Below are 16,857 nucleotides of genomic sequence, written 5' to 3' on the forward strand. Positions count from 1 at the left end.
TCCACGGCCGTACGGGCCGCCCCCGCCGCAGGCTCCGCCACCCCCGCACAGGCATCCGTACGAGCTACAAAACCACCCCTTTCCGCCCCATTCCTCCCTGCCCGCCCCTCCCATCCCCTCCCATCCCCTCCTATCCCCTCTCCTCCCATCCCCTCTCCTTCCATGGCCGGACAGCGCCGCCCCCCTCCCCCGACACCCCTGCTTCCCCCGAACCGGCCCTCCCCCATGAGACGCTCCCCGCCAGGAGCCCGCCGGACGGGCGGCTCACCGTACGGAGGGACAGGACACACGATGGGCATCGAGGAATTCGGCGGCGGCCAGGCCCCGCACGCCGACGTGCTGGTGGTGACGACCAACGACGTCCCCGGATACGAGGTGCAGCAGGTCATCGGCGAGGTCTTCGGCCTGACGGTGCGCTCCCGGCACCTGGGCAGCCAGATCGGGGCCGGGCTGAAGTCGATGATCGGCGGCGAGCTGAAGGGCCTGACGAAGACGCTGGTGGAGACCCGCAACCAGGCGATGGAACGGCTGGTGGAACAGGCGCGGGCGCGCGGCGCCAACGCGGTGCTGATGTTCCGCTTCGACGTGACGGAGGCCGCCGATGTCGGCACGGAGGTCTGCGCGTACGGCACCGCCGTCGTGATCGCCCCGAAGGCCGCCTGAGCCCGGTCCCGGGGCCGCCGACCCGGCCGTACGGGGCAGGGGCCGCGCCTCCTGCCCCGTACGCCCTCACCTGCCCCATCCTGTCTCAGCTATGACGCACCGCGTTGGCCAGCATCGCGTCCCGCATGTACACCGCCAAACCCGGCCGGATGGCCTCATAGGTGGCGGTGAAACGCTCGTCCGCGACGTACATCTCGCCGAGGCAGGTGTGCATCTCGTACGAGCAGTCGTAGTAACCGGACGAGATGAACCGGCGGTGCTCCTCGGCCACGTCCATCGCCTCGGCCGAGTCCGCGGGCCGCCCGCTCGCCATCACCCCGGCCATCTTCCGGTGGACGGCGTCGAACTCCTCCGTCAGCCGCTTCCAGTCCTCCTTGGTGTACGAGGCCGTCCGCCGCTGCGACTCCTTGTACGCATCACTGCCTCCCCAGCGCTCGCGCACCTCGTCCGCGTACGCGTCCGGATCGAAGTCCCCGAACACCTCGAACTTCTCCTCAGGGGTGAGATTGACGCCCATCTTGCGTGCCTCCATCGCGTGTTCGACGGCGGCGGCCATCGCCTGGAGCTTGCCGATCCGGGCGCTCAGCAGCGCGTGCTGCCGCCGCAGGTGTTCCCGCGGGTCGGCGTCCGGGTCGTCCAGGAGGGCCGCCACCTCGTCGAGCGGGAAGCCGAGCTCCCGGTAGAACATGATCTGCTGGAGCCGGTCGAGATCGGCGTCGCCGTAGCGCCGGTGCCCCGCGCGGCTGCGCTCCCCCGGCACCAGCAGCCCGATCTCGTCGTAATGGTGCAGCGTCCGCACCGTCACCCCGGCGAACCCGGCGACCTGCCCCACCGAATAACTCACCTTCCCGCTCTCCTTCCCTTGTCCCTCTCGGTACGCACTCCACGCTGCGTCCTCACGCCACGTGAGGTGCAAGTCCGTATACCGGAAACCTGTGGGACGGACGGGGCGCAAGTGGCATCCTGCGGCCATGCTGGGGATAACCGACCTTCCGACCTACCTGGTGGGCGTCGCGCTCATCGTTCTGCTGCCGGGCCCGAACTCGCTGTACGTCGTCTCCGTGGCCGCCCGCCGCGGCCCGCGCGTCGCCTATCGCGCGGCGGCCGGCGTGCTGTGCGGCGACACCGTCCTGATGACCCTGTCGGCAGGCGGCGTGGCCTCGCTCCTGCAGACCAGCCCGGTCCTCTTCACCATCGTCAAATTCGCCGGCGCGGGCTACCTGACCTGGCTGGCGGTCGGCATGCTGCGCGGCGCGTGGGCACTGTGGCGCAACCGGGAGGCAGCGAAGACCCTCCGCGAGAAGGCCACGTCCGACGAGGCCTCCGCCCCCAAGGAAGCCCGCGAACGCCCCTACCGCCGGGCCCTGGTCATCAGCCTCCTCAACCCCAAGGCCATCCTTTTCTTCATCTCCTTCTTCGTCCAGTTCGTCGACCCCACCTACGCCCACCCCGTCCTCTCCTTCCTCACCCTCGGTGCCTGGGCCCAGCTCTTCAGCCTCACCTACCTCTCGATCCTCATCTTCAGCGGCACCTACCTCGCCGCCACCTTCCGCCGCCGCAAACGCCTGACCGCGAGCCTGTCGGCGGGCGCGGGCGCGGCATTCCTGGGCTTCGCGGCGAAGCTTTCACTGGCGAGTGCGGGCTGACGCATTTCTCTTGAACGCCAGGAAAACGAGGCGGCGCATCGCCCCTGACGCACGCCCCGCTAATCCCGCACCGCACCGTCCGGCCAGATGATGTCGACCGGTACGCCCGCCCGCCGGGCATACCCGACCACGTCGGCTGTCCCGCCGAAGCCCCTGGCCGACTCGCCGTCCCACACGGCGACAAGCCGGTCGACCAGGCCCACGAGCACCTCGCTTCCCGCCATGTGGGCTTCGGACGTGGAATCCCGCAACCCGGTCCCGTGTACGTCGGCCGCGCGTGCGAGCAGAGCGTCGTAGACGGCGTAGTGATCTTCCGGAAGCCCGTCGCGATACCGCACAGCGGGCACCACGACCTCCATACGTCCTCCCAGCCCCAGCACGATTTCGGCGAACCACGAATCGGGCCCGTCAGCAAGACAGGAAACTCCGCACAACCCCGCGGCTCCGTGGCCCCTTATCCGCTCCACCAACTCGGCCCGCACGAATTGCTCGACAGACATCGGCAATCCTCGGTGTCCCGTAATCCCCAGCCGCACGGTATCGCCCCCTTTCGCGCTCACAGATATGCATCGTGCAGCCGGTCGTCGAAGTCCCGCACCACTTTCGGCGGAACGGCCGGCGCATACGCACGACGGAGGGAACGCGCCCGTTCGACGATGCGCCCCGACTTGAACCGCAGCCCCACGTCCACAGCACGTACGGCCAGCGCGAACGCCCCGTCGACACGGCCGGACGTCAAGTACCCGGAGCAGGCACGCTCCGCACTTTCCCTGCCGCCTGGCCCAAAACCTTGCCGCCGACAGCCCAGCGCCCGGCCCGGCTCCGTACCAGCCCCGGCCAGCCCCGGCCAGCCCCGCGCTGACTCCGTACCGGCCCCCGACTCAGATCGCGGCGGCCTCGATGACATACAGCCCGTCCGCGGTCGGCAGCGGAGTGACGCCGGTGATTTTGAAGCCGGCCGTGGCGCACAGGTCCTCGAAGTCGGCGCGGGTGCGTTCCCGGCCGCCGACGGTGACGAGCATGTTGAGGTCGCTCATGTAGGGCAGGGCGGTCGCGCCGGGCCGTACCGTGTCGCCGAGGACCGGTTCGATGATCACCAGTCGGCCGTCCGGGGGCAGCACCTGCCGGATGTGGCCCAGGATGCCGGCGCACTGCTCGTCGTTCCAGTCGTGGAGGACGCTCTTGAGCAGGTACAGGTCGCCGCCGGGCGGTGCGGCCGCGAAGAAGTCGCCGGGTTCCAGGGTGACGCGTTCGGCGACCCCCGCGGCGGCCAGTTTGGCGGGGGCCTGGGCGAGGCCCTCGGGGCGGTCGTAGATCATGCCGCGCGGTGCGGGGTGGGCGCGCAGGATCGCGGCGATCAGGGTGCCGTCGCCGCCGCCCACGTCCACGATGGTGGTGAAGCGGCCGAAGTCGTAGTGCGGCGGTACGTGCTGGGCGGCGGTGTGGGTGCGCTGGCCCATCGCGGCGTTGAAGGCGCGTGACAGTTCCGGTTCGTCCTTGAGGTGGCTGAAGAAGTCCGTACCGAAGATCGCGTCGAAGGCGGGCGCGCCGCTGCGCACGCTGTCCTCCACCCGCTCCCGGGCGCGGGTCATGAACGGCTCGCAGAAGACGCGGGCCAGGGTGGCCATCGAGTCGGGGGCGTCGCGGCGCAGCAGCGCCCCGGCGGCGGTGGCCTCGAAGACGCCCGCTTCGTGTTCGGTGAGCAGGTCCAGAGCGGCCAGGGCGCGCAGCAGGCGCAGCGTGGCCTGCGGGTCGGTGCCGCCCGAAGCCGCCACGTCGGCCGCCGTACGGGTGCCGTCACCGATGCGGTCCAGTACGCCCAGCCGGACGGCGGCGCCCACGGCGTACGTGGCCAGCTGTCCGAACAGCAGCCGGGAGACGATGGCGCGGGCCTCGCGGGCCGGCGTAGCCCGTTCCTCGTTCGCTTCCACGTCGGCTCCTTCGGGTCGCCTCGGGCACCGCTCCCGCGCCGTACCCGTGACCGGGTGACGGCACGGCGGGTCAGGCGGATCCGTGTCCCCCGTCCCGCGCGATAAGTCAGGCAAAACTAAGTTCCTGTACGGGGTGGCGCAATACCTGCGCCGCGCGCCACCGGGCGTAATTGTTGACGGTTCATCCATGCCGCGCGACGGTGGGGGTGTGGGGGCGGGGCGCCCGCCGTTCCCGTGCGCCGCGTGGCCGGGTGCGCAGGCGGGCGCGCCGAATGCCCCTTGTGCACGTATCGTCGCCACCGTAGGAGGTGTCGTCATGACCGAGCCCAGCGACCGCACCACCGTCCGTCTCGCCGTCGTCTACTACTCCTCGACCGGTACGGTCACCGGACTCGCCAAGGCCGTCGCGGACGCCGCCGAGAAGGCCGGCGCCGAGGTGCGGCTCCGCAGGGCCGCCGAGCTCGCGCCGCGGGCCGCCGTCGACTCGAATCCCGCCTGGGCGGAGAACGTCCGCGCGACCGCGGACATCGCCGAGGCATCCCCCGACGACATGATCTGGGCGGACGCCGTGATCTTCGGCTCCCCCACCCGGTACGGCAACATCGCCTCGCAGCTCAAGCAGTTCATCGACACGCTCGGCGGGCTGTGGCAGCAGGGCAAGCTGGCCGACAAGGTCTACAGCGGCTTCACCGCCTCGGCCACCAAGCACGGCGGCCAGGAGTCCACCCTGCTCGCCCTCTACAACACCATCCACCACTTCGGCGGCATCCTCGTGGCCCCCGGTTACACCGACCCCGCCAAATTCGCCGACGGCAACCCGTACGGCACCTCGCACGTCGGCGGCCCCGAGACGCCCCTCGACGACGAGGCCCGGACCGCCGCCGGCATCCAGGCGCGGCGTGTCGTGAAGTTCACCCGCGCCCTGAAGGCAGGGCTTTCCGCGGCCGGGTGAGGGTACGCGCGCACCATGCCACTCCACGAGGGAGCAGACGCCAAGGACGGCAGGCAGCACCTGTCGGTCAACCCCTTCTACGGCGAGGCCGACCCGGTCGCGGGCATGGCCACGGCCCCGCCCCGGCACACCCTGCCGGACGGCCCCACCGCCCCGCGCGCGGCCTACCAGCTCGTGCACGACGAACTGATGCTGGACGGCAATTCCCGGCTGAACCTGGCCACTTTCGTCACCACCTGGATGGAACCGCACGCCGACGTACTGATGGCGGAGTGCCGCGACAAGAACATGATCGACAAGGACGAGTACCCCCGCACCGCCGACCTGGAGCAACGGTGCGTGGCCATGCTCGCCGACCTGTGGCACGCCCCCGACCCGACCGCCGCCGTCGGCTGCTCGACGACCGGCTCCAGCGAGGCGTGCATGCTCGCCGGGATGGCTCTCAAGCGCCGCTGGTCCCGGGCGAACGCCGACCGCTATCCGGCCCGCGCCCGGCCGAACCTGGTCATGGGCGCGAACGTGCAGGTCTGCTGGGAGAAGTTCTGCACGTTCTGGGAGGTGGAGGCCCGCCAGGTGCCCATGCGCGGCGACCGCTTCCATCTGGACGGCGAGTCCGCCGCCGCGCTCTGCGACGAGAACACCATCGGCGTGGTGGCCGTCCTGGGCTCGACCTTCGACGGTTCGTACGAGCCGGTGGCGGAGATCTGCGCGGCCCTGGACGGCCTCCAGGAACGCACCGGTCTGAACATCCCGGTCCACGTGGACGCGGCCTCCGGCGGCATGATCGCGCCCTTCCTGGACCCGGACCTGGTGTGGGACTTCCAACTGCCGCGCGTCGCCTCCGTCAACACCTCGGGCCACAAGTACGGGCTCGTCTACCCCGGCGTGGGCTGGGCCCTGTGGCGCGACCGGCAGGCCCTGCCGGAGGAGCTGGTCTTCCACGTCGACTACCTGGGCGGCGACATGCCCACCTTCGCCCTCAACTTCTCCCGGCCCGGCGCCCAGGTCGTCGCCCAGTACTACACGTTCCTGCGGCTGGGCCGGGACGGCTACCGCGCCGTACAGCAGACCACCCGCGACGTGGCCCGCTCACTCGCCGACCGGATCGGCGCGCTGGGCGACTTCCGCCTGCTGACCCGCGGCGACGAACTGCCCGTCTTCGCCTTCACCACGGCTGACGGCGTGACGGACTTCGACGTCTTCGACGTCTCCCGCCGGATGCGGGAGCGCGGCTGGCTCCTGCCCGCGTACACGTTCCCGCCCGACCGGGAGGACCTGTCCGTTCTGCGGATCGTCTGTCGTAACGGGTTCTCTCACGATTTGAGCGATCTGTTCGTGGCCGATCTGGAGCGGTTGCTTCCGGAACTTCGGGCGCAGGGCGGGCCTTTGGGGGGACGGGCGGGGCGGGACACCGCGTTCCACCACTGAGGGCGGCAGGGGCGAGGCGGCCGGCGTCACTCGGGTGGGTGGTCCACGGTCATCTGCGGGACGTGCGGCTGCGAGCGCGTACACGATCCGATCATGGGAACGACATCGGCCGCTGGAACCTCGGACGAACCGGGAGAGCCGGGCGAACGGCCCGCCACCTCTGAGAACTGGATGCACCCGCCGCCGGACGGCTGGTCCTTCGCCCAGGTGAAGGAGTTGGCCCTGCCGTTCGACTGGGAGTTCCTGGACGGCATGGTCAGGGTCCGCGGGACGACCGGCTGGTGGCACGACCAGGTCCGGGACGAGTTGGCCTGCCGGCTCCGGCGTGCCCGGACCGCCGCCTTCGGCAGCAATATCGAGCGGTGCACCATGCTCGACGCCCGCAATGTCCCGAAGCCCGACATCGTCGTCTTCGACAAGCGCGGACTCGACCTCCGCACCCTTCACTGCACCCCTGGCAGGAACGCCGTGCTGGCCGTCGAAGTCGTCTCTCCGCTCTCACACTCCGAGGACCGTCACGCCAAACACGCCTTGTACGCCGCCGCCGGCATCGCCTCCTACTGGCGCGTCGAGCGTGACGAGAACGACCTGCCGGTGGTGCACGAGTTCCGGCTGCACCACGAATCAGGTGTCTACGCGCCCAGCCCCGAGCGTCCCCTGCACACCGGCAAGCTGGTGACCAGCGTCCCGTTCCCCGTGGACATCGATCTCCGGGAACTCACCGAGGCGTGATCACTCCGAGGACGGCGGCGCTTCCCCGCCGTCCTCCCCGTACTCCGGATCCGCCTCCTCCGTCGCATACGGATTCACCTGCCCCTCCCCAACACCCCCACGAACGGCTCCCCCTCCCCCGCGAACACGTACGCCCCGCCTTCGATCCGCTCGATCAGCCCCCGCGTCCACTCCGCGCCGCCGTCCGCCGAGTGCACCCACATGTTCATGATCTCGCCGATGTGGCCGAGCTGCTCCGGGCCGTCCGCCGGTGTGTAGTACTCGGTGACCGAGAGCCGCCACTCCTCCAGGCCCCGCACCCGCTCCTTCAGGAGGGCCACGGCCTCCTCGCGGGGCAGGTCCACGATGAAGCCGATCGCCGCGCTCAGCTCGTCGACCTTGCGGTCGTACTGCGACAGGGACTCGCGCAGCAGCTTGAAGAACTCCTCCGTGCCGGCCTCGGTCAGCTCGTACTCCGTACGCGGCGGGCCGCCGGCCGGGCTGGGCGCGATGTCGTGGGCGAGCATCAGGCCTTGCTTCGCCATCTGCTTGAGCGCGTGGTAGATCGACCCCGGTTTGGCGTTGGACCACTCGTGGGCGCCCCAGTACTCCAGGTCGTTGCGCACCTGGTAACCGTGCGCCCGCCCGTGCTGGCGCACGGCCCCCAGAACCAACAGCCGGATCGCCGACATCGTCTCCTCGCATCCCTTGCGCTCGCGCTGCCACCAGCCTAGCCGATCAACTATTCAAGTTTGATTACCGCTGCGGCGCGCCGTACGCTGCCGGGCATGGCCGAGACTGTGATTCCGATCCTTCCGTGCCCCTCCATCGACGAACTTCTCGACTTCTACAAGGCCCTCGGATTCGAGGTGACCTCGTACCAGACCGTCCCGAACCCGTTCTGCGGCGTCCGCCTGCGCGGCATCGAGCTGCAGTTCTTCGGGATGAAGAGCCACGACCCGGCCACCTCGTACAGCACCTGCTACGTGCTGACCGACGACGTGGACGGGCTCTACGCGTCCTTCCGGGCGGGCCTGAAGGCCACGTACGGCAAGGTGCCGACCCGCGGTCTGCCGCGGATCGGGGCGCTGAAGGACATGGCGTACGGCGTACGGCAGTTCCTGATGACCGACCCCGGCGGCAACTGCATACGGATCGGGCAGCCGATCGGGGACAGCTTCGCGTACCCGCCCGTCCCGAAGGAGCGCTACGCGCGGGCCCTCCACCAGGCCACACTGCTCGGCGAGTCCAAGGGGGACCACGCCGCGGCGGCCCGGATCATCGACCGGGCCCTGGACCACGGGCCTGGTGACGACGCCGGGCCGGCCCCGCTCCAGCTCGTACGGCTGCTCCTGCTGCGCGCCGAGATGGCTGCCCAGTTGGACGGCTCGCACGCGGCCGCCCCCTGGCTCGACCGCGCGGACGCGGTCGAACTCGACGACGCCGACCGGGAGTCCGTGCGCGACGCGCTGCTCCGGGCGGCGGACCTGCGGGCCGGGGAGGGCTGAAGGCGCCGCCCACGGCCGCGCCCGCAGCCTCCGGATCAGCCCTGCGCCGCCCGCTCCTCGTCCACCAGCGTGAAGGCCGTCTTGCCGTCCAGGGACTCGCGGATGACGTCCGCGTGCCCGGCGTGCCGGGCGGTCTCCTCGATCAGGTGCAGCAGGAGCCAGCGCATCGACTGCACCGCGTTCGGCGGGTACCAGGGCGCCTCGGGCAGCGGGAAGGTGACGTTCAGGTCCGGAAGCGCGCGGACGAACTCCTCGGTCTTGCGGGCCACCTCGTCCCAGAAGGCGAGCGTCGAGGCGACGGTCTCGTCGCCCTCCAGCTGGAAACTCAGGTGCCAGGTGTCCATGTCCCGCTCGATGGAGTGGGGCTTCTCCTGGGCGGTCTCCACCCAGCCCTGCTCGACCTCCGCGACATGCTTGATCAGGCCGGCCAGGGACAGTTCGCTGGCGGACGGCTTCCGCGTGGCCTGCTCGTCGGTGAGGCCGAGCACGGACCGGCGCAGTCCGCCGCGCTGCGCCTCCAGGAAGGCCAGCAGCGCGCCGAGCTCGTCACCGTGGGCTTCGGCAGGAACGTGAGTGGGCATGGGGTCCGCCTTTCGTGGGGGCCGCGGCGCTGGTGCCGCGGCCCGACACGAAGAACGCTATGAAGCGTTGAGGACAGGTACTGTCCTCAACCGGCCGCCGACCGGAAAATTCTCCGGTGAGGCCAGAAGCAGCCGGTCAGAACGGGAACCGCGACCGGCCGTGCTGGATGGAGATCCACTTGGTGGTGGTGAACGCCTCCACCATCGCGTCGCCGTTCAGCCGCCCCAGCCCGGACGCCTTCTCGCCGCCGAAGGGCACGATCGGCTCGTCGTGCACCGTGCCGTCATTGATGTGGATCATGCCGGTCTCGATGCGCTTGGCGAACCGCACACCCCGCTCGATGTCGGCGGTGTGCACCGCGCCGCTGAGCCCGTACGGCGTGGCGTTGGTGATCCGTACGGCCTCGTCGTCACCGTCGAACGGGACCAGCGCCACGACCGGCCCGAACATCTCCTGGGACAGCGCCACGGAGTCCTCCGCCAGCCCGGCCAGCACGGTCGGTGCCACCAGGGTGCCCCGCACCGTGCCGTGCACCAGCGCGGTGCCGCCCTCGGCGACGGCGCGGTCCACCACCGCGGCGACGGCCTCCGCCTGTCCTTCGTTGATCAGCGGGCCGATGTGGGTGGCCGGATCGCTCGGGTCGCCGACCTTCAGGGTCTTGACCTTGGCGACGAACTTCTCGGTGAACTCCTGCTCCACCGCCCGGTCGACCAGCACCCGGTTGGCCGCCATGCAGACCTGTCCCTGGTGCACGAAACGGCTGAAAACGGCGGCGTCCACCGCGTAGTCGATGTCGGCATCGTCCAGGACGACCAGCGCGCTGTTGCCGCCCAGCTCCAGGACCGTGCGCTTGAAGTGGGAGGCGGCGACGGTCGCGACATGACGGCCGACCTTCTCGGATCCGGTGAAGGAGATGACCTTCGGCACCGGATGTTCGATGAGCGCGTCACCGATCTCCGCGATGTCGGTGACCACGACATTCAGCAGGCCGGCGGGCAGTCCGGCCTCCTCGAAGACCTTCGCGACCAGGCCGCCGCCGCAGACCGGGGTGTTCTGGTGAGGCTTGAGCACCACGGCGTTGCCGAGGGCGAGCGCGGGCGCCACCGACTTGACCGACAGCAGGAACGGGAAATTGAAGGGGCTGATGACGCCCACGACACCGACCGGGAGCCGGTAGAGCCGGTTCTCCTTGCCGTCCACCGGGGACGGCAATATGCGCCCCTCGGCCCGCAGCGACAACTGGATCGCCTCGCGCAGGAATTCGCGTACCAGGTGGAGTTCGAAAGCCACCTTGGCGTGGGTGCCGCCGACCTCGGCGATGATCGCGGCACCCAGCTCCCGCTCCCGGTCGTCGATGATCCGCAGTGCGCGTTCGAAGACCAGCCGGCGGGTGTACGGGTTGGTGGCCCCCCACTCCCCCTGCGCGCGTTCGGCGGCACGATAGGCCTGGTCGATCTCGTCGACCGTGGCCACGGTGATGGACGCCAGCTTCTCCCCGTCATAGGGATTGAAATCGACGATGTCCCACGAGCCGCTGCCGGCCCGCCATTCGCCGCCGATGTACTGGTACGCCAACTCGTCGAAGTAGGACATGCGAAATCCCAATCTGGAGGACAGGGCGCCGGTCACAGCGCCCCGGCCGGGGGGGTGCTGACTCCTGATGGGAACTCATGCTACCTACGAGTTAAGTCAGTTGGAGTAGACCACGTATCAAGTCTCTCGTCTCGGCCGGATTCGGACTGTCCTCCTGGAGGCGGTCCATGACCCGCGCGTACTGGGCAACCTCGTCGCGCTTGTCGAGATAGAGCGCGCTGGTCAGCTGTTCCAGGTACACGACGTCGGGCAGTCCCGGCTCCGGGAAGCCGAGGGTGGTGAACGCACCGCTCTCCCCCGCGTGCCCGCCGAAGCTGAACGGCATCACCTGCAAGCGCACATTCGGCCGCTCGGACAGTTCGATCAGGTGCCGCAGCTGCCCGCGCATCACCTCCCGGTCGCCGTACGGGCGGCGCAGCGCCGCCTCGTCGAGCACGCAGTGGAACTCCGGCGGTCGCTCCGCCAGCAGCAACTTCTGCCGCTCCAGACGCAGCGCGACCCGGCGGTCGATCTCCGCCGCACTCGCGCCCGGCATCCCGCGGTGCACCACCGCATGCGCGTACTCCTGCGTCTGCAGAAGCCCGTGCACGAACTGCACCTCGTAGGCGCGGATGAGCGAAGCGGCCCCTTCCAGCCCCACATATGTCTGGAACCAGCCGGGCAGCACGTCGCCGTAACTGTGCCACCAGCCCGCGACGTTGGCCTCGCGGGCCAGAACCAGCAGCGCCTCGCGTTCCTGCGGATCGTTCACGCCGTACAGCGTGAGCAGGTCTTCCACGTCGCGCGCCTTGAAGCTGACCCGGCCCAGTTCCATCCGGCTGATCTTCGATTCGGACGCGCGGATGGAGTAGCCGGCCGCCTCGCGGGTGATGCCGCGGGATTCCCGCAGCCTGCGGAGCTGTGCCCCCAGCAGGATGCGCCGCACCACGGACCCGCTCGATTCACTTGCGGACACCTTTGTGACCCTCCCATGGCCCACCCCGTCCAACAGTGGCCCGCAGTCTGCCACGTCCGGGCTTCGTTGAGTGCTCATCCGGTTACGGATGTGGGAGGTCCGGGCGGGTGCTCCACAAGAACACGTAGGAAGAAATACGCGTGAAGTGGCACGGCCGCCCCCAAACAGGGCGCGTGCACGTGCATCTGCCCTTGCATCTGGCGTACGCATTGGGAACCATGGACAGCGCACGCATGCACGCTCGGGAAAGATCCGCCAGACCGCCAGATCCGGCTGCCCGGCCAGGGTCATGACGTCCGCGAACGCCAGGAGTGCCTCGCATGGGGACCAAGGTTTTGACCATGCTCCAGCCGTTATGGCAGGGCTTTCCTCCCGTCGACCCCCTGGCCGTCTCCGGTTCCGTCTCCTACTCGCTGGCCCCGCGCTACGAATCGGTGCGCGGCGCACGGCAGTTCACCCGTGAGACCCTGCACCGGTGGGACCTGGAGGAGGTCTTCGACAGCGTCGCCCTGGTCGTCTCCGAACTGGTCACCAACGCCCTGCGGCACGCCGCCACGACCGGCGCCGCCGACTCGTACGGGCCCGCGCACGCCCCGTACGAGCCGCCCGCCGACCCGGACACCCTGCCCGCCCGGCTGCACCTGATGCGGTGGTCGTCGCGGCTGGTGTGCGCGGTACGCGACGCCAGCGACGCGTCCCCGGAGGCCGGGACGGCCGACGCCGGCGCGGAGTCGGGACGCGGCCTGTACCTGGTCGACTCGTTCAGCGACGGCTGGGGCTGGCACCCGCTGGCCGGCGCACCGCACGGAAAGATCGTGTGGGCGCAGTTCCGGCTGCCCTGAGCGGCGAAGGCTCCGGGGCCTCGGGGGCACGGGGCCCGGGGGCCACGGAGCCTTCGCCGGCCTGCCCGGACGGCCGGGACCGTCCGGGCAGGCGCGCAGCCGGTCCGTACCGGACCGGGCCGGACCGTCAGTCCCGGACCAGGTGGTCGAACTCGCCGTCCTTGACACCCGCGATCATCGCCTCGACCTCGGCCGGCGTGTAGACGAGCGCCGGCCCCTCCGGGAACCGGGAGTTGCGTACGGCGATCTCCCCGCCCGGCAGCCGCGCGAACTCCACGCAGGACCCCTGCGAGTTGCTGTGCCGGCTCTTCTGCCAGGTCACACCGTGGAGATCCGTTGCGGCCATGCCGTTGTATGCGTCGGGCACAGGTGTCTCCCGGTGGATGCGGTGGTCAGCGGTGACGGGTCGTGGCGCGCTGAGCGGTCGGTGATGGTCTGTCAGCAGCAGTCCGCACAGCGGTAACCGGTGTCAACTGCAACTGGTTGGGATCATAGCTGCGTTCATATGCCGATGCATGGTCGGATGCACGTGCACGACGGCCCGTGGCGTCCTGGTCACAGCACGTCCAACTCCATGCTCACGGGACGTATCAGCGGACGACAGAGTTCCCCGCAACAAGGGAACCGGCCTTCCGCAACACCGCACGGTGTTCCGGAAGACCGGCCGGGAGGGCGGGCTTCTCCGTAAGCGGCGGCAACCCGGCAAACAGCCGCGGGCGGCCGCCCGGTCCTCACTTCGACGTGTACGGCAGCAGCGCCATTTCCCGGGCGTTCTTGATCGCACGGGCCAGCTGCCGCTGCTGCCGCGCGCTCACCCGCGTGACCCGGCGGCTGCGGATCTTGCCGCGGTCGGAGATGAACTTCCGCAGCAGGTCGGTGTCCTTGTAATCGATGTAGGTGATCCGCGCCGCGTCCAGCGGGTTGGGGCGGGGCGCGGTCTTCTTGCGGAGGTCGTGACGACGGGGCATCGGGGCTCCTGGGGGGGGGCGGTACGGGGTCGGACGCGGCCGGCGAGGGCGAAGTCGGTCGGGGTTGCCGGTCGGGGTTGCGGTCACGGTTGCCGTTGCGGTCGCGGTCGCGGTCGCGGAGGTCCGACGGCAGCGGCGGCAGAAGGGGTTACGGGACGGGGTCGAGGAGTTCGTCGAACGCGGGGGCCAGCCGCTTCCACGCCCCCGGCCCGCCCGCGTACTCCTCGTCCGTCAGCAGGCAGGACTCCAGCAACGACGTCAGCCCGTCGCGGTCCAGTCCCGGCGAGGTGAAGACCAGGTGCTGCGCGCGGTCCCCGTGCTCGGGATGCCAGTCCAGAGCGGCCGCGGCGCGGCGTACCGGCGGCACCAGGTCCCAGGCGGCGTCCGGCAGCGCGGCCAGCCACGGCCCGGCGTTCTCGACACACAGGGCACCGCCCGCCGCGTCCCAGGACAGCAGGGTGTCCGGCCGGTCCGCCAGCCAGAACCGGCCACGGCTGCGGGCCGCCACACAGGTCAGGTCCTCCAGCGCCGCGTACAGCCGGGCCGGGTGGAAGGGCCGGGTGCGGTGCCAGACGAGCGTCCCGACACCGTCCGCGTCGGCCTCCTGGGGGAGCAGCGCGCACGCCGGGTGCTGCCGCGCGGCGGCCGCCTCCACGTCGAATCCGGCGAAGGCCGCAGCGGCCAGTTCCCCCGGGGAACCGACGTCCACGACCCGGGCCGTCGGGTGCAGTTGGGCGAGCAGTGCCAGGTCGGCGGCGTCCGCCTCTTCCTCGCCTGGCACGAGGACGAGCACCGGCGGGTACTCCAGCTGCCGGGCCCAGGTGTCCGCGACGGTCCGCTGGTCGGAGGCGGCCGCGGCGAGCCCGGCCTCGGCCAGGTCGTCGCCGCAGCCCAGATACGGCAGCAGCAGCGCCGGGTCCACGGCGGTGAGGACGCCGGTCAGCGCGAGGTCCTCCCCGCCGCAGGCGGTGACGACCTCGGCCATGGCCTTCGGCTCCACGGAGTCCCACAGTTCGACGACGGCCAGCCGGCAGGTGCGTCCGGCGGCCAGCCGCTCCAGCTCGGGCACCAGGTCCTCGCGGAGCGCGCAGCAGGCGCAGTCGTTGACCAGCGGCGCCTCGCCCGTGTCGAGCACCCCGCCGGCGTCCCGCACGGTCCGGCGGACCGTTCCTTCAGCGGCGGAGGCGAGATCGTGGTGGAGCGCGACGCTGCCGGGTACGGCGTGCAGCAAGCGCTCCACCGCGGTCCGGCGGGCGTCCGGGTGCAGCCCGCCGACGATCACCACGGACAGCCGGCCCCCGCCGTCTCCGGGGCCGGCGGCGGCGTTCTCCCGCGACGGGCCGCCCATCAGCGGGCCCCGCGCTTCCCGTACCGGCGCTCGAACCGCTCGACGCGGCCCGCGGTGTCCAGCACCCGCGCCGTCCCCGTGTAGAAGGGATGGCTCGCCGAGGAGATCTCCACGTCGATGACCGGGTACGTGTTGCCGTCCTCCCACTCGACCGTCTTGTCGCTGGTGGCGGTCGACCGGGTCAGGAAGGCGTAATCGGCGGCCCGGTCACGGAAGACGACGGGACCGTACGGCGGGTGGATTCCAGGCTTCATGACGCTGCTCAGCGCTCCTCTCGGAAGTCGACGTGGCGGCCGGCGACCGGGTCGTACTTCTTCAGCACCAGCCGGTCGGGGTCGTTCCGGCGGTTCTTGCGGGTGACGTAGGTGTAGCCGGTCCCGGCGGTGGACCGGAGCTTGATCACGGGTCGTAGTTCGTTGCGGGCCATGGGCGCTACTATACAGAAATGGTTTCCATTTTCATTAGGAGGTTCTGACCTTGTCCGCCCACTGCCAGCTCACCGGCCGCGGCCCCGGCTTCGGCAAATCTGTCTCGCACTCGCACCGCCGCACGTCCCGGCGCTTCGACCCCAACATCCAGCGCAAGCGCTACTGGCTGGCGAGCGAGGGCCGGCACGTGCGCCTCACGCTCAGCGCCAAGGGGATCAAGACCGTGGACACGATCGGGATCGAGGCGGCCGTCGCCCGGATCCGCGCACGAGGGGAGAAGGTCTGATGGCCAAGAAGAGCAAGATCGCGAAGAACGAGAAGCGTCGTGCGACGGTGGCCCGTTACGCCGCCCGGCGGGCCCTGCTGAAGTCCGTCATCCGCAATCCGCACACCCCGGAGCAGGAGCGGCTGGCCGCCCAGCACGAACTCGCCCGCCAGCCGCGGGACGCGAGCGCCACCCGCGTACGCAACCGCGACAGCGTCGACGGCCGCCCGCGCGGCTACTTCCGCGCCTTCGGCCTCTCCCGGGTCAAGCTCCGCGAGCAGGCGCATGCGGGGTTCCTGCCGGGGGTGCGGAAGTCGAGCTGGTAGGGGACAGGGGACGGCCCGCCCCGTTCGCGGAACTCGGGGCGGGCCGTCCGGTCAGCTCAGAACTGGGTGGTGTCGAGATCGAAATTGAGGGGGTCCGGCAGGGAGATGACCTTTTCTGCCAGCTTGATCTCGCGCACGTTCAGGTACTGGTCGCCGGAGGGTTCCGCGCACAGGGTGGCGAGGTCGGCGGCACGGTCGATCAGCAGGTAACAGGGGATACCGGCACGGGCGTACCCACGCAGCTTCTTGATCCGGTCGTTCCCCGCCGTCGAGGACGAGAGCACCTCGACGACCAGCATGACCGGCGAGGGGTCGTGGAAGCCGATGTCGTCGTCGAAGCTGCCCTTCGGGGCGACCGCCAGGTCAGGGATCACCTTCCCGGTGGACGTGCTTCCTGGGACGGACAGTCCGAGGTTCGTGTAACGCCCCAGGTCCTTACGGTGATCGCGCACCTGCCCTGAGAGTTCCGACACGATCTCTTCGTGCCTGCCTACGGGAGGTGGTACCACGTGGATTTCCCCTTCGGTCAGCTCCACGCGCCATCCCTTGGGGGCTGCCGCGCTCAACGCTTCGAAGGCATCCTCGGCCGATGCGGGTGCACGCTCATCGGCGGCCCACGGTTCGGGTTCCGGAACGGTCAGTGCCACGGTGGACCTCCTTCGTGCGGAGCGACACTGCCACCTTAGGCGACGCCACGCGAGCGTTCGGGTG

The 16,857-nt window shown here is 70.3% G+C and carries 22 protein-coding genes and 1 pseudogene; 9 read left to right on the forward strand and 14 right to left on the reverse strand.

Going from position 1 to position 16,857, the window contains the following annotated elements:
- Nucleotides 1-291 precede the first annotated feature (291 nt).
- Nucleotides 292-663 (forward strand): YbjQ family protein, encoded by a 372-nt coding sequence (locus OEIGOIKO_RS18210; RefSeq protein WP_125054950.1) that lies wholly within the window; start codon nucleotides 292-294, stop codon nucleotides 661-663.
- Between the two features lie 85 nt (nucleotides 664-748).
- Here OEIGOIKO_RS18210 and OEIGOIKO_RS18215 read toward each other — a convergent pair whose 3' ends face one another.
- A complete protein-coding gene (locus OEIGOIKO_RS18215; protein WP_125054951.1) occupies nucleotides 749-1,507 on the reverse strand; it encodes a MerR family transcriptional regulator in 759 nt (252 codons plus the stop codon).
- 127 nt (nucleotides 1,508-1,634) lie between these two features.
- On the opposite strand from OEIGOIKO_RS18215, the gene leuE reads away from it, so the two are divergent.
- Nucleotides 1,635-2,309 carry a leucine efflux protein LeuE gene (gene leuE, locus OEIGOIKO_RS18220; RefSeq protein WP_125054952.1) on the forward strand — a complete coding sequence of 225 codons (675 nt, stop codon included), beginning with the start codon at nucleotides 1,635-1,637 and terminating at the stop codon, nucleotides 2,307-2,309.
- Nucleotides 2,310-2,368: 59 nt separating this feature from the next.
- Here the strand turns inward: leuE and OEIGOIKO_RS18225 are convergent, their stop codons facing one another.
- The 3 genes from OEIGOIKO_RS18225 to OEIGOIKO_RS18235 all read right to left on the reverse strand — a co-directional run bounded on the left by OEIGOIKO_RS18225 (nucleotide 2,369) and on the right by OEIGOIKO_RS18235 (nucleotide 4,240).
- Nucleotides 2,369-2,809, reverse strand: a complete 441-nt coding sequence (locus tag OEIGOIKO_RS18225; protein ID WP_246177399.1) for a hypothetical protein — start codon at nucleotides 2,807-2,809, stop codon at nucleotides 2,369-2,371.
- Between the two features lie 56 nt (nucleotides 2,810-2,865).
- Entirely contained in the window at nucleotides 2,866-3,048 is a 183-nt protein-coding gene (locus tag OEIGOIKO_RS18230) for a hypothetical protein (RefSeq protein WP_125054953.1), read from the reverse strand.
- A 142-nt stretch (nucleotides 3,049-3,190) separates the two neighbouring features.
- Complete coding sequence (locus tag OEIGOIKO_RS18235; protein ID WP_246177400.1) at nucleotides 3,191-4,240, reverse strand: methyltransferase; 1,050 nt, start codon at nucleotides 4,238-4,240, stop codon at nucleotides 3,191-3,193.
- Between the two features lie 316 nt (nucleotides 4,241-4,556).
- Here OEIGOIKO_RS18235 and wrbA point away from each other — a divergent pair, with 316 nt between their 5' ends.
- From wrbA to OEIGOIKO_RS18250, 3 genes are all read left to right on the forward strand, one after another.
- A complete protein-coding gene (gene wrbA, locus OEIGOIKO_RS18240; RefSeq protein WP_125054955.1) occupies nucleotides 4,557-5,192 on the forward strand; it encodes an NAD(P)H:quinone oxidoreductase in 636 nt (211 codons plus the stop codon).
- A gap of 15 nt (nucleotides 5,193-5,207) precedes the next feature.
- Nucleotides 5,208-6,620 carry a glutamate decarboxylase gene (locus OEIGOIKO_RS18245; protein WP_125054956.1) on the forward strand — a complete coding sequence of 471 codons (1,413 nt, stop codon included), beginning with the start codon at nucleotides 5,208-5,210 and terminating at the stop codon, nucleotides 6,618-6,620.
- Between the two features lie 93 nt (nucleotides 6,621-6,713).
- Nucleotides 6,714-7,352 (forward strand): Uma2 family endonuclease, encoded by a 639-nt coding sequence (locus OEIGOIKO_RS18250; protein ID WP_125054957.1) that lies wholly within the window; start codon nucleotides 6,714-6,716, stop codon nucleotides 7,350-7,352.
- On the opposite strand, the pseudogene OEIGOIKO_RS18255 reads toward OEIGOIKO_RS18250, so the two are convergent.
- Nucleotides 7,353-8,023, reverse strand: a pseudogene (locus OEIGOIKO_RS18255) (PadR family transcriptional regulator).
- 96 nt (nucleotides 8,024-8,119) lie between these two features.
- On the opposite strand from OEIGOIKO_RS18255, the gene OEIGOIKO_RS18260 reads away from it, so the two are divergent.
- Entirely contained in the window at nucleotides 8,120-8,839 is a 720-nt protein-coding gene (locus tag OEIGOIKO_RS18260) for a bleomycin resistance protein (protein ID WP_125054958.1), read from the forward strand.
- Between the two features lie 35 nt (nucleotides 8,840-8,874).
- Here the strand turns inward: OEIGOIKO_RS18260 and OEIGOIKO_RS18265 are convergent, their stop codons facing one another.
- The 3 genes from OEIGOIKO_RS18265 to OEIGOIKO_RS18275 all read right to left on the reverse strand — a co-directional run bounded on the left by OEIGOIKO_RS18265 (nucleotide 8,875) and on the right by OEIGOIKO_RS18275 (nucleotide 11,969).
- Nucleotides 8,875-9,420: a DinB family protein gene (locus OEIGOIKO_RS18265; RefSeq protein WP_031012664.1), complete on the reverse strand. Its 546-nt coding sequence runs from the start codon at nucleotides 9,418-9,420 to the stop codon at nucleotides 8,875-8,877.
- 136 nt (nucleotides 9,421-9,556) lie between these two features.
- On the reverse strand, nucleotides 9,557-11,014 hold the full coding sequence (locus OEIGOIKO_RS18270) for an aldehyde dehydrogenase family protein (protein ID WP_125054959.1): 1,458 nt from the start codon (nucleotides 11,012-11,014) through the stop codon (nucleotides 9,557-9,559).
- A 91-nt stretch (nucleotides 11,015-11,105) separates the two neighbouring features.
- Nucleotides 11,106-11,969 (reverse strand): helix-turn-helix domain-containing protein, encoded by an 864-nt coding sequence (locus tag OEIGOIKO_RS18275; protein WP_125054960.1) that lies wholly within the window; start codon nucleotides 11,967-11,969, stop codon nucleotides 11,106-11,108.
- Between the two features lie 320 nt (nucleotides 11,970-12,289).
- Here OEIGOIKO_RS18275 and OEIGOIKO_RS18280 point away from each other — a divergent pair, with 320 nt between their 5' ends.
- Complete coding sequence (locus OEIGOIKO_RS18280; RefSeq protein WP_125054961.1) at nucleotides 12,290-12,811, forward strand: ATP-binding protein; 522 nt, start codon at nucleotides 12,290-12,292, stop codon at nucleotides 12,809-12,811.
- Nucleotides 12,812-12,938: 127 nt separating this feature from the next.
- Here OEIGOIKO_RS18280 and OEIGOIKO_RS18285 read toward each other — a convergent pair whose 3' ends face one another.
- From OEIGOIKO_RS18285 to rpmG, 5 genes are all read right to left on the reverse strand, one after another.
- Nucleotides 12,939-13,178, reverse strand: a complete 240-nt coding sequence (locus OEIGOIKO_RS18285) for a DUF397 domain-containing protein (protein ID WP_030019250.1) — start codon at nucleotides 13,176-13,178, stop codon at nucleotides 12,939-12,941.
- A gap of 364 nt (nucleotides 13,179-13,542) precedes the next feature.
- Complete coding sequence (gene rpsR / locus OEIGOIKO_RS18290; RefSeq protein ID WP_125054962.1) at nucleotides 13,543-13,779, reverse strand: 30S ribosomal protein S18; 237 nt, start codon at nucleotides 13,777-13,779, stop codon at nucleotides 13,543-13,545.
- 148 nt (nucleotides 13,780-13,927) lie between these two features.
- Nucleotides 13,928-15,127, reverse strand: a complete 1,200-nt coding sequence (locus OEIGOIKO_RS18295; protein WP_125054963.1) for a GTP-binding protein — start codon at nucleotides 15,125-15,127, stop codon at nucleotides 13,928-13,930.
- Nucleotides 15,127-15,381, reverse strand: a complete 255-nt coding sequence (locus tag OEIGOIKO_RS18300) for a type B 50S ribosomal protein L31 (RefSeq protein ID WP_031012651.1) — start codon at nucleotides 15,379-15,381, stop codon at nucleotides 15,127-15,129. Before OEIGOIKO_RS18300 ends, OEIGOIKO_RS18295 begins: the two co-directional genes overlap by 1 nt.
- A gap of 8 nt (nucleotides 15,382-15,389) precedes the next feature.
- Nucleotides 15,390-15,554 (reverse strand): 50S ribosomal protein L33, encoded by a 165-nt coding sequence (rpmG, locus tag OEIGOIKO_RS18305; RefSeq protein ID WP_030019254.1) that lies wholly within the window; start codon nucleotides 15,552-15,554, stop codon nucleotides 15,390-15,392.
- A gap of 50 nt (nucleotides 15,555-15,604) precedes the next feature.
- Here rpmG and rpmB point away from each other — a divergent pair, with 50 nt between their 5' ends.
- Nucleotides 15,605-15,841, forward strand: coding sequence for a 50S ribosomal protein L28 (rpmB, locus tag OEIGOIKO_RS18310; protein ID WP_125054964.1), 237 nt, complete (start codon nucleotides 15,605-15,607; stop codon nucleotides 15,839-15,841).
- Nucleotides 15,841-16,146 (forward strand): 30S ribosomal protein S14, encoded by a 306-nt coding sequence (rpsN, locus tag OEIGOIKO_RS18315; RefSeq protein ID WP_030019256.1) that lies wholly within the window; start codon nucleotides 15,841-15,843, stop codon nucleotides 16,144-16,146. The genes rpmB and rpsN overlap by 1 nt, the downstream gene beginning before the upstream one ends.
- 56 nt (nucleotides 16,147-16,202) lie before the next feature.
- Here the strand turns inward: rpsN and OEIGOIKO_RS18320 are convergent, their stop codons facing one another.
- A complete protein-coding gene (locus OEIGOIKO_RS18320) occupies nucleotides 16,203-16,793 on the reverse strand; it encodes a Uma2 family endonuclease (RefSeq protein WP_371858937.1) in 591 nt (196 codons plus the stop codon).
- Nucleotides 16,794-16,857: the final 64 nt, after the last annotated feature.

Source organism: Streptomyces paromomycinus (assembly GCF_003865155.1).
In the GTDB taxonomy this organism is placed as follows: domain Bacteria; phylum Actinomycetota; class Actinomycetes; order Streptomycetales; family Streptomycetaceae; genus Streptomyces; species Streptomyces chrestomyceticus.

Excerpts from the sequence above, each read along its gene's own strand:
- OEIGOIKO_RS18210 (WP_125054950.1), top strand. The coding sequence starts at position 292 with ATGGGCATCGAGGAATTCGGCGGCGGCCAGGCCCCGCACGCCGACGTG.
- leuE (WP_125054952.1), top strand. The coding sequence starts at position 1,635 with ATGCTGGGGATAACCGACCTTCCGACCTACCTGGTGGGCGTCGCGCTC.
- OEIGOIKO_RS18270 (WP_125054959.1), bottom strand. The coding sequence starts at position 11,014 with ATGTCCTACTTCGACGAGTTGGCGTACCAGTACATCGGCGGCGAATGG.
- OEIGOIKO_RS18300 (WP_031012651.1), bottom strand. The coding sequence starts at position 15,381 with ATGAAGCCTGGAATCCACCCGCCGTACGGTCCCGTCGTCTTCCGTGAC.
- OEIGOIKO_RS18225 (WP_246177399.1), bottom strand. The coding sequence starts at position 2,809 with ATGTCTGTCGAGCAATTCGTGCGGGCCGAGTTGGTGGAGCGGATAAGG.
- OEIGOIKO_RS18295 (WP_125054963.1), bottom strand. The coding sequence starts at position 15,127 with ATGGGCGGCCCGTCGCGGGAGAACGCCGCCGCCGGCCCCGGAGACGGC.
- OEIGOIKO_RS18260 (WP_125054958.1), top strand. The coding sequence starts at position 8,120 with ATGGCCGAGACTGTGATTCCGATCCTTCCGTGCCCCTCCATCGACGAA.
- OEIGOIKO_RS18265 (WP_031012664.1), bottom strand. The coding sequence starts at position 9,420 with ATGCCCACTCACGTTCCTGCCGAAGCCCACGGTGACGAGCTCGGCGCG.
- OEIGOIKO_RS18250 (WP_125054957.1), top strand. The coding sequence starts at position 6,714 with ATGGGAACGACATCGGCCGCTGGAACCTCGGACGAACCGGGAGAGCCG.
- rpsR (WP_125054962.1), bottom strand. The coding sequence starts at position 13,779 with ATGCCCCGTCGTCACGACCTCCGCAAGAAGACCGCGCCCCGCCCCAAC.
- wrbA (WP_125054955.1), top strand. The coding sequence starts at position 4,557 with ATGACCGAGCCCAGCGACCGCACCACCGTCCGTCTCGCCGTCGTCTAC.
- OEIGOIKO_RS18280 (WP_125054961.1), top strand. The coding sequence starts at position 12,290 with ATGGGGACCAAGGTTTTGACCATGCTCCAGCCGTTATGGCAGGGCTTT.
- rpmG (WP_030019254.1), bottom strand. The coding sequence starts at position 15,554 with ATGGCCCGCAACGAACTACGACCCGTGATCAAGCTCCGGTCCACCGCC.
- rpsN (WP_030019256.1), top strand. The coding sequence starts at position 15,841 with ATGGCCAAGAAGAGCAAGATCGCGAAGAACGAGAAGCGTCGTGCGACG.
- OEIGOIKO_RS18245 (WP_125054956.1), top strand. The coding sequence starts at position 5,208 with ATGCCACTCCACGAGGGAGCAGACGCCAAGGACGGCAGGCAGCACCTG.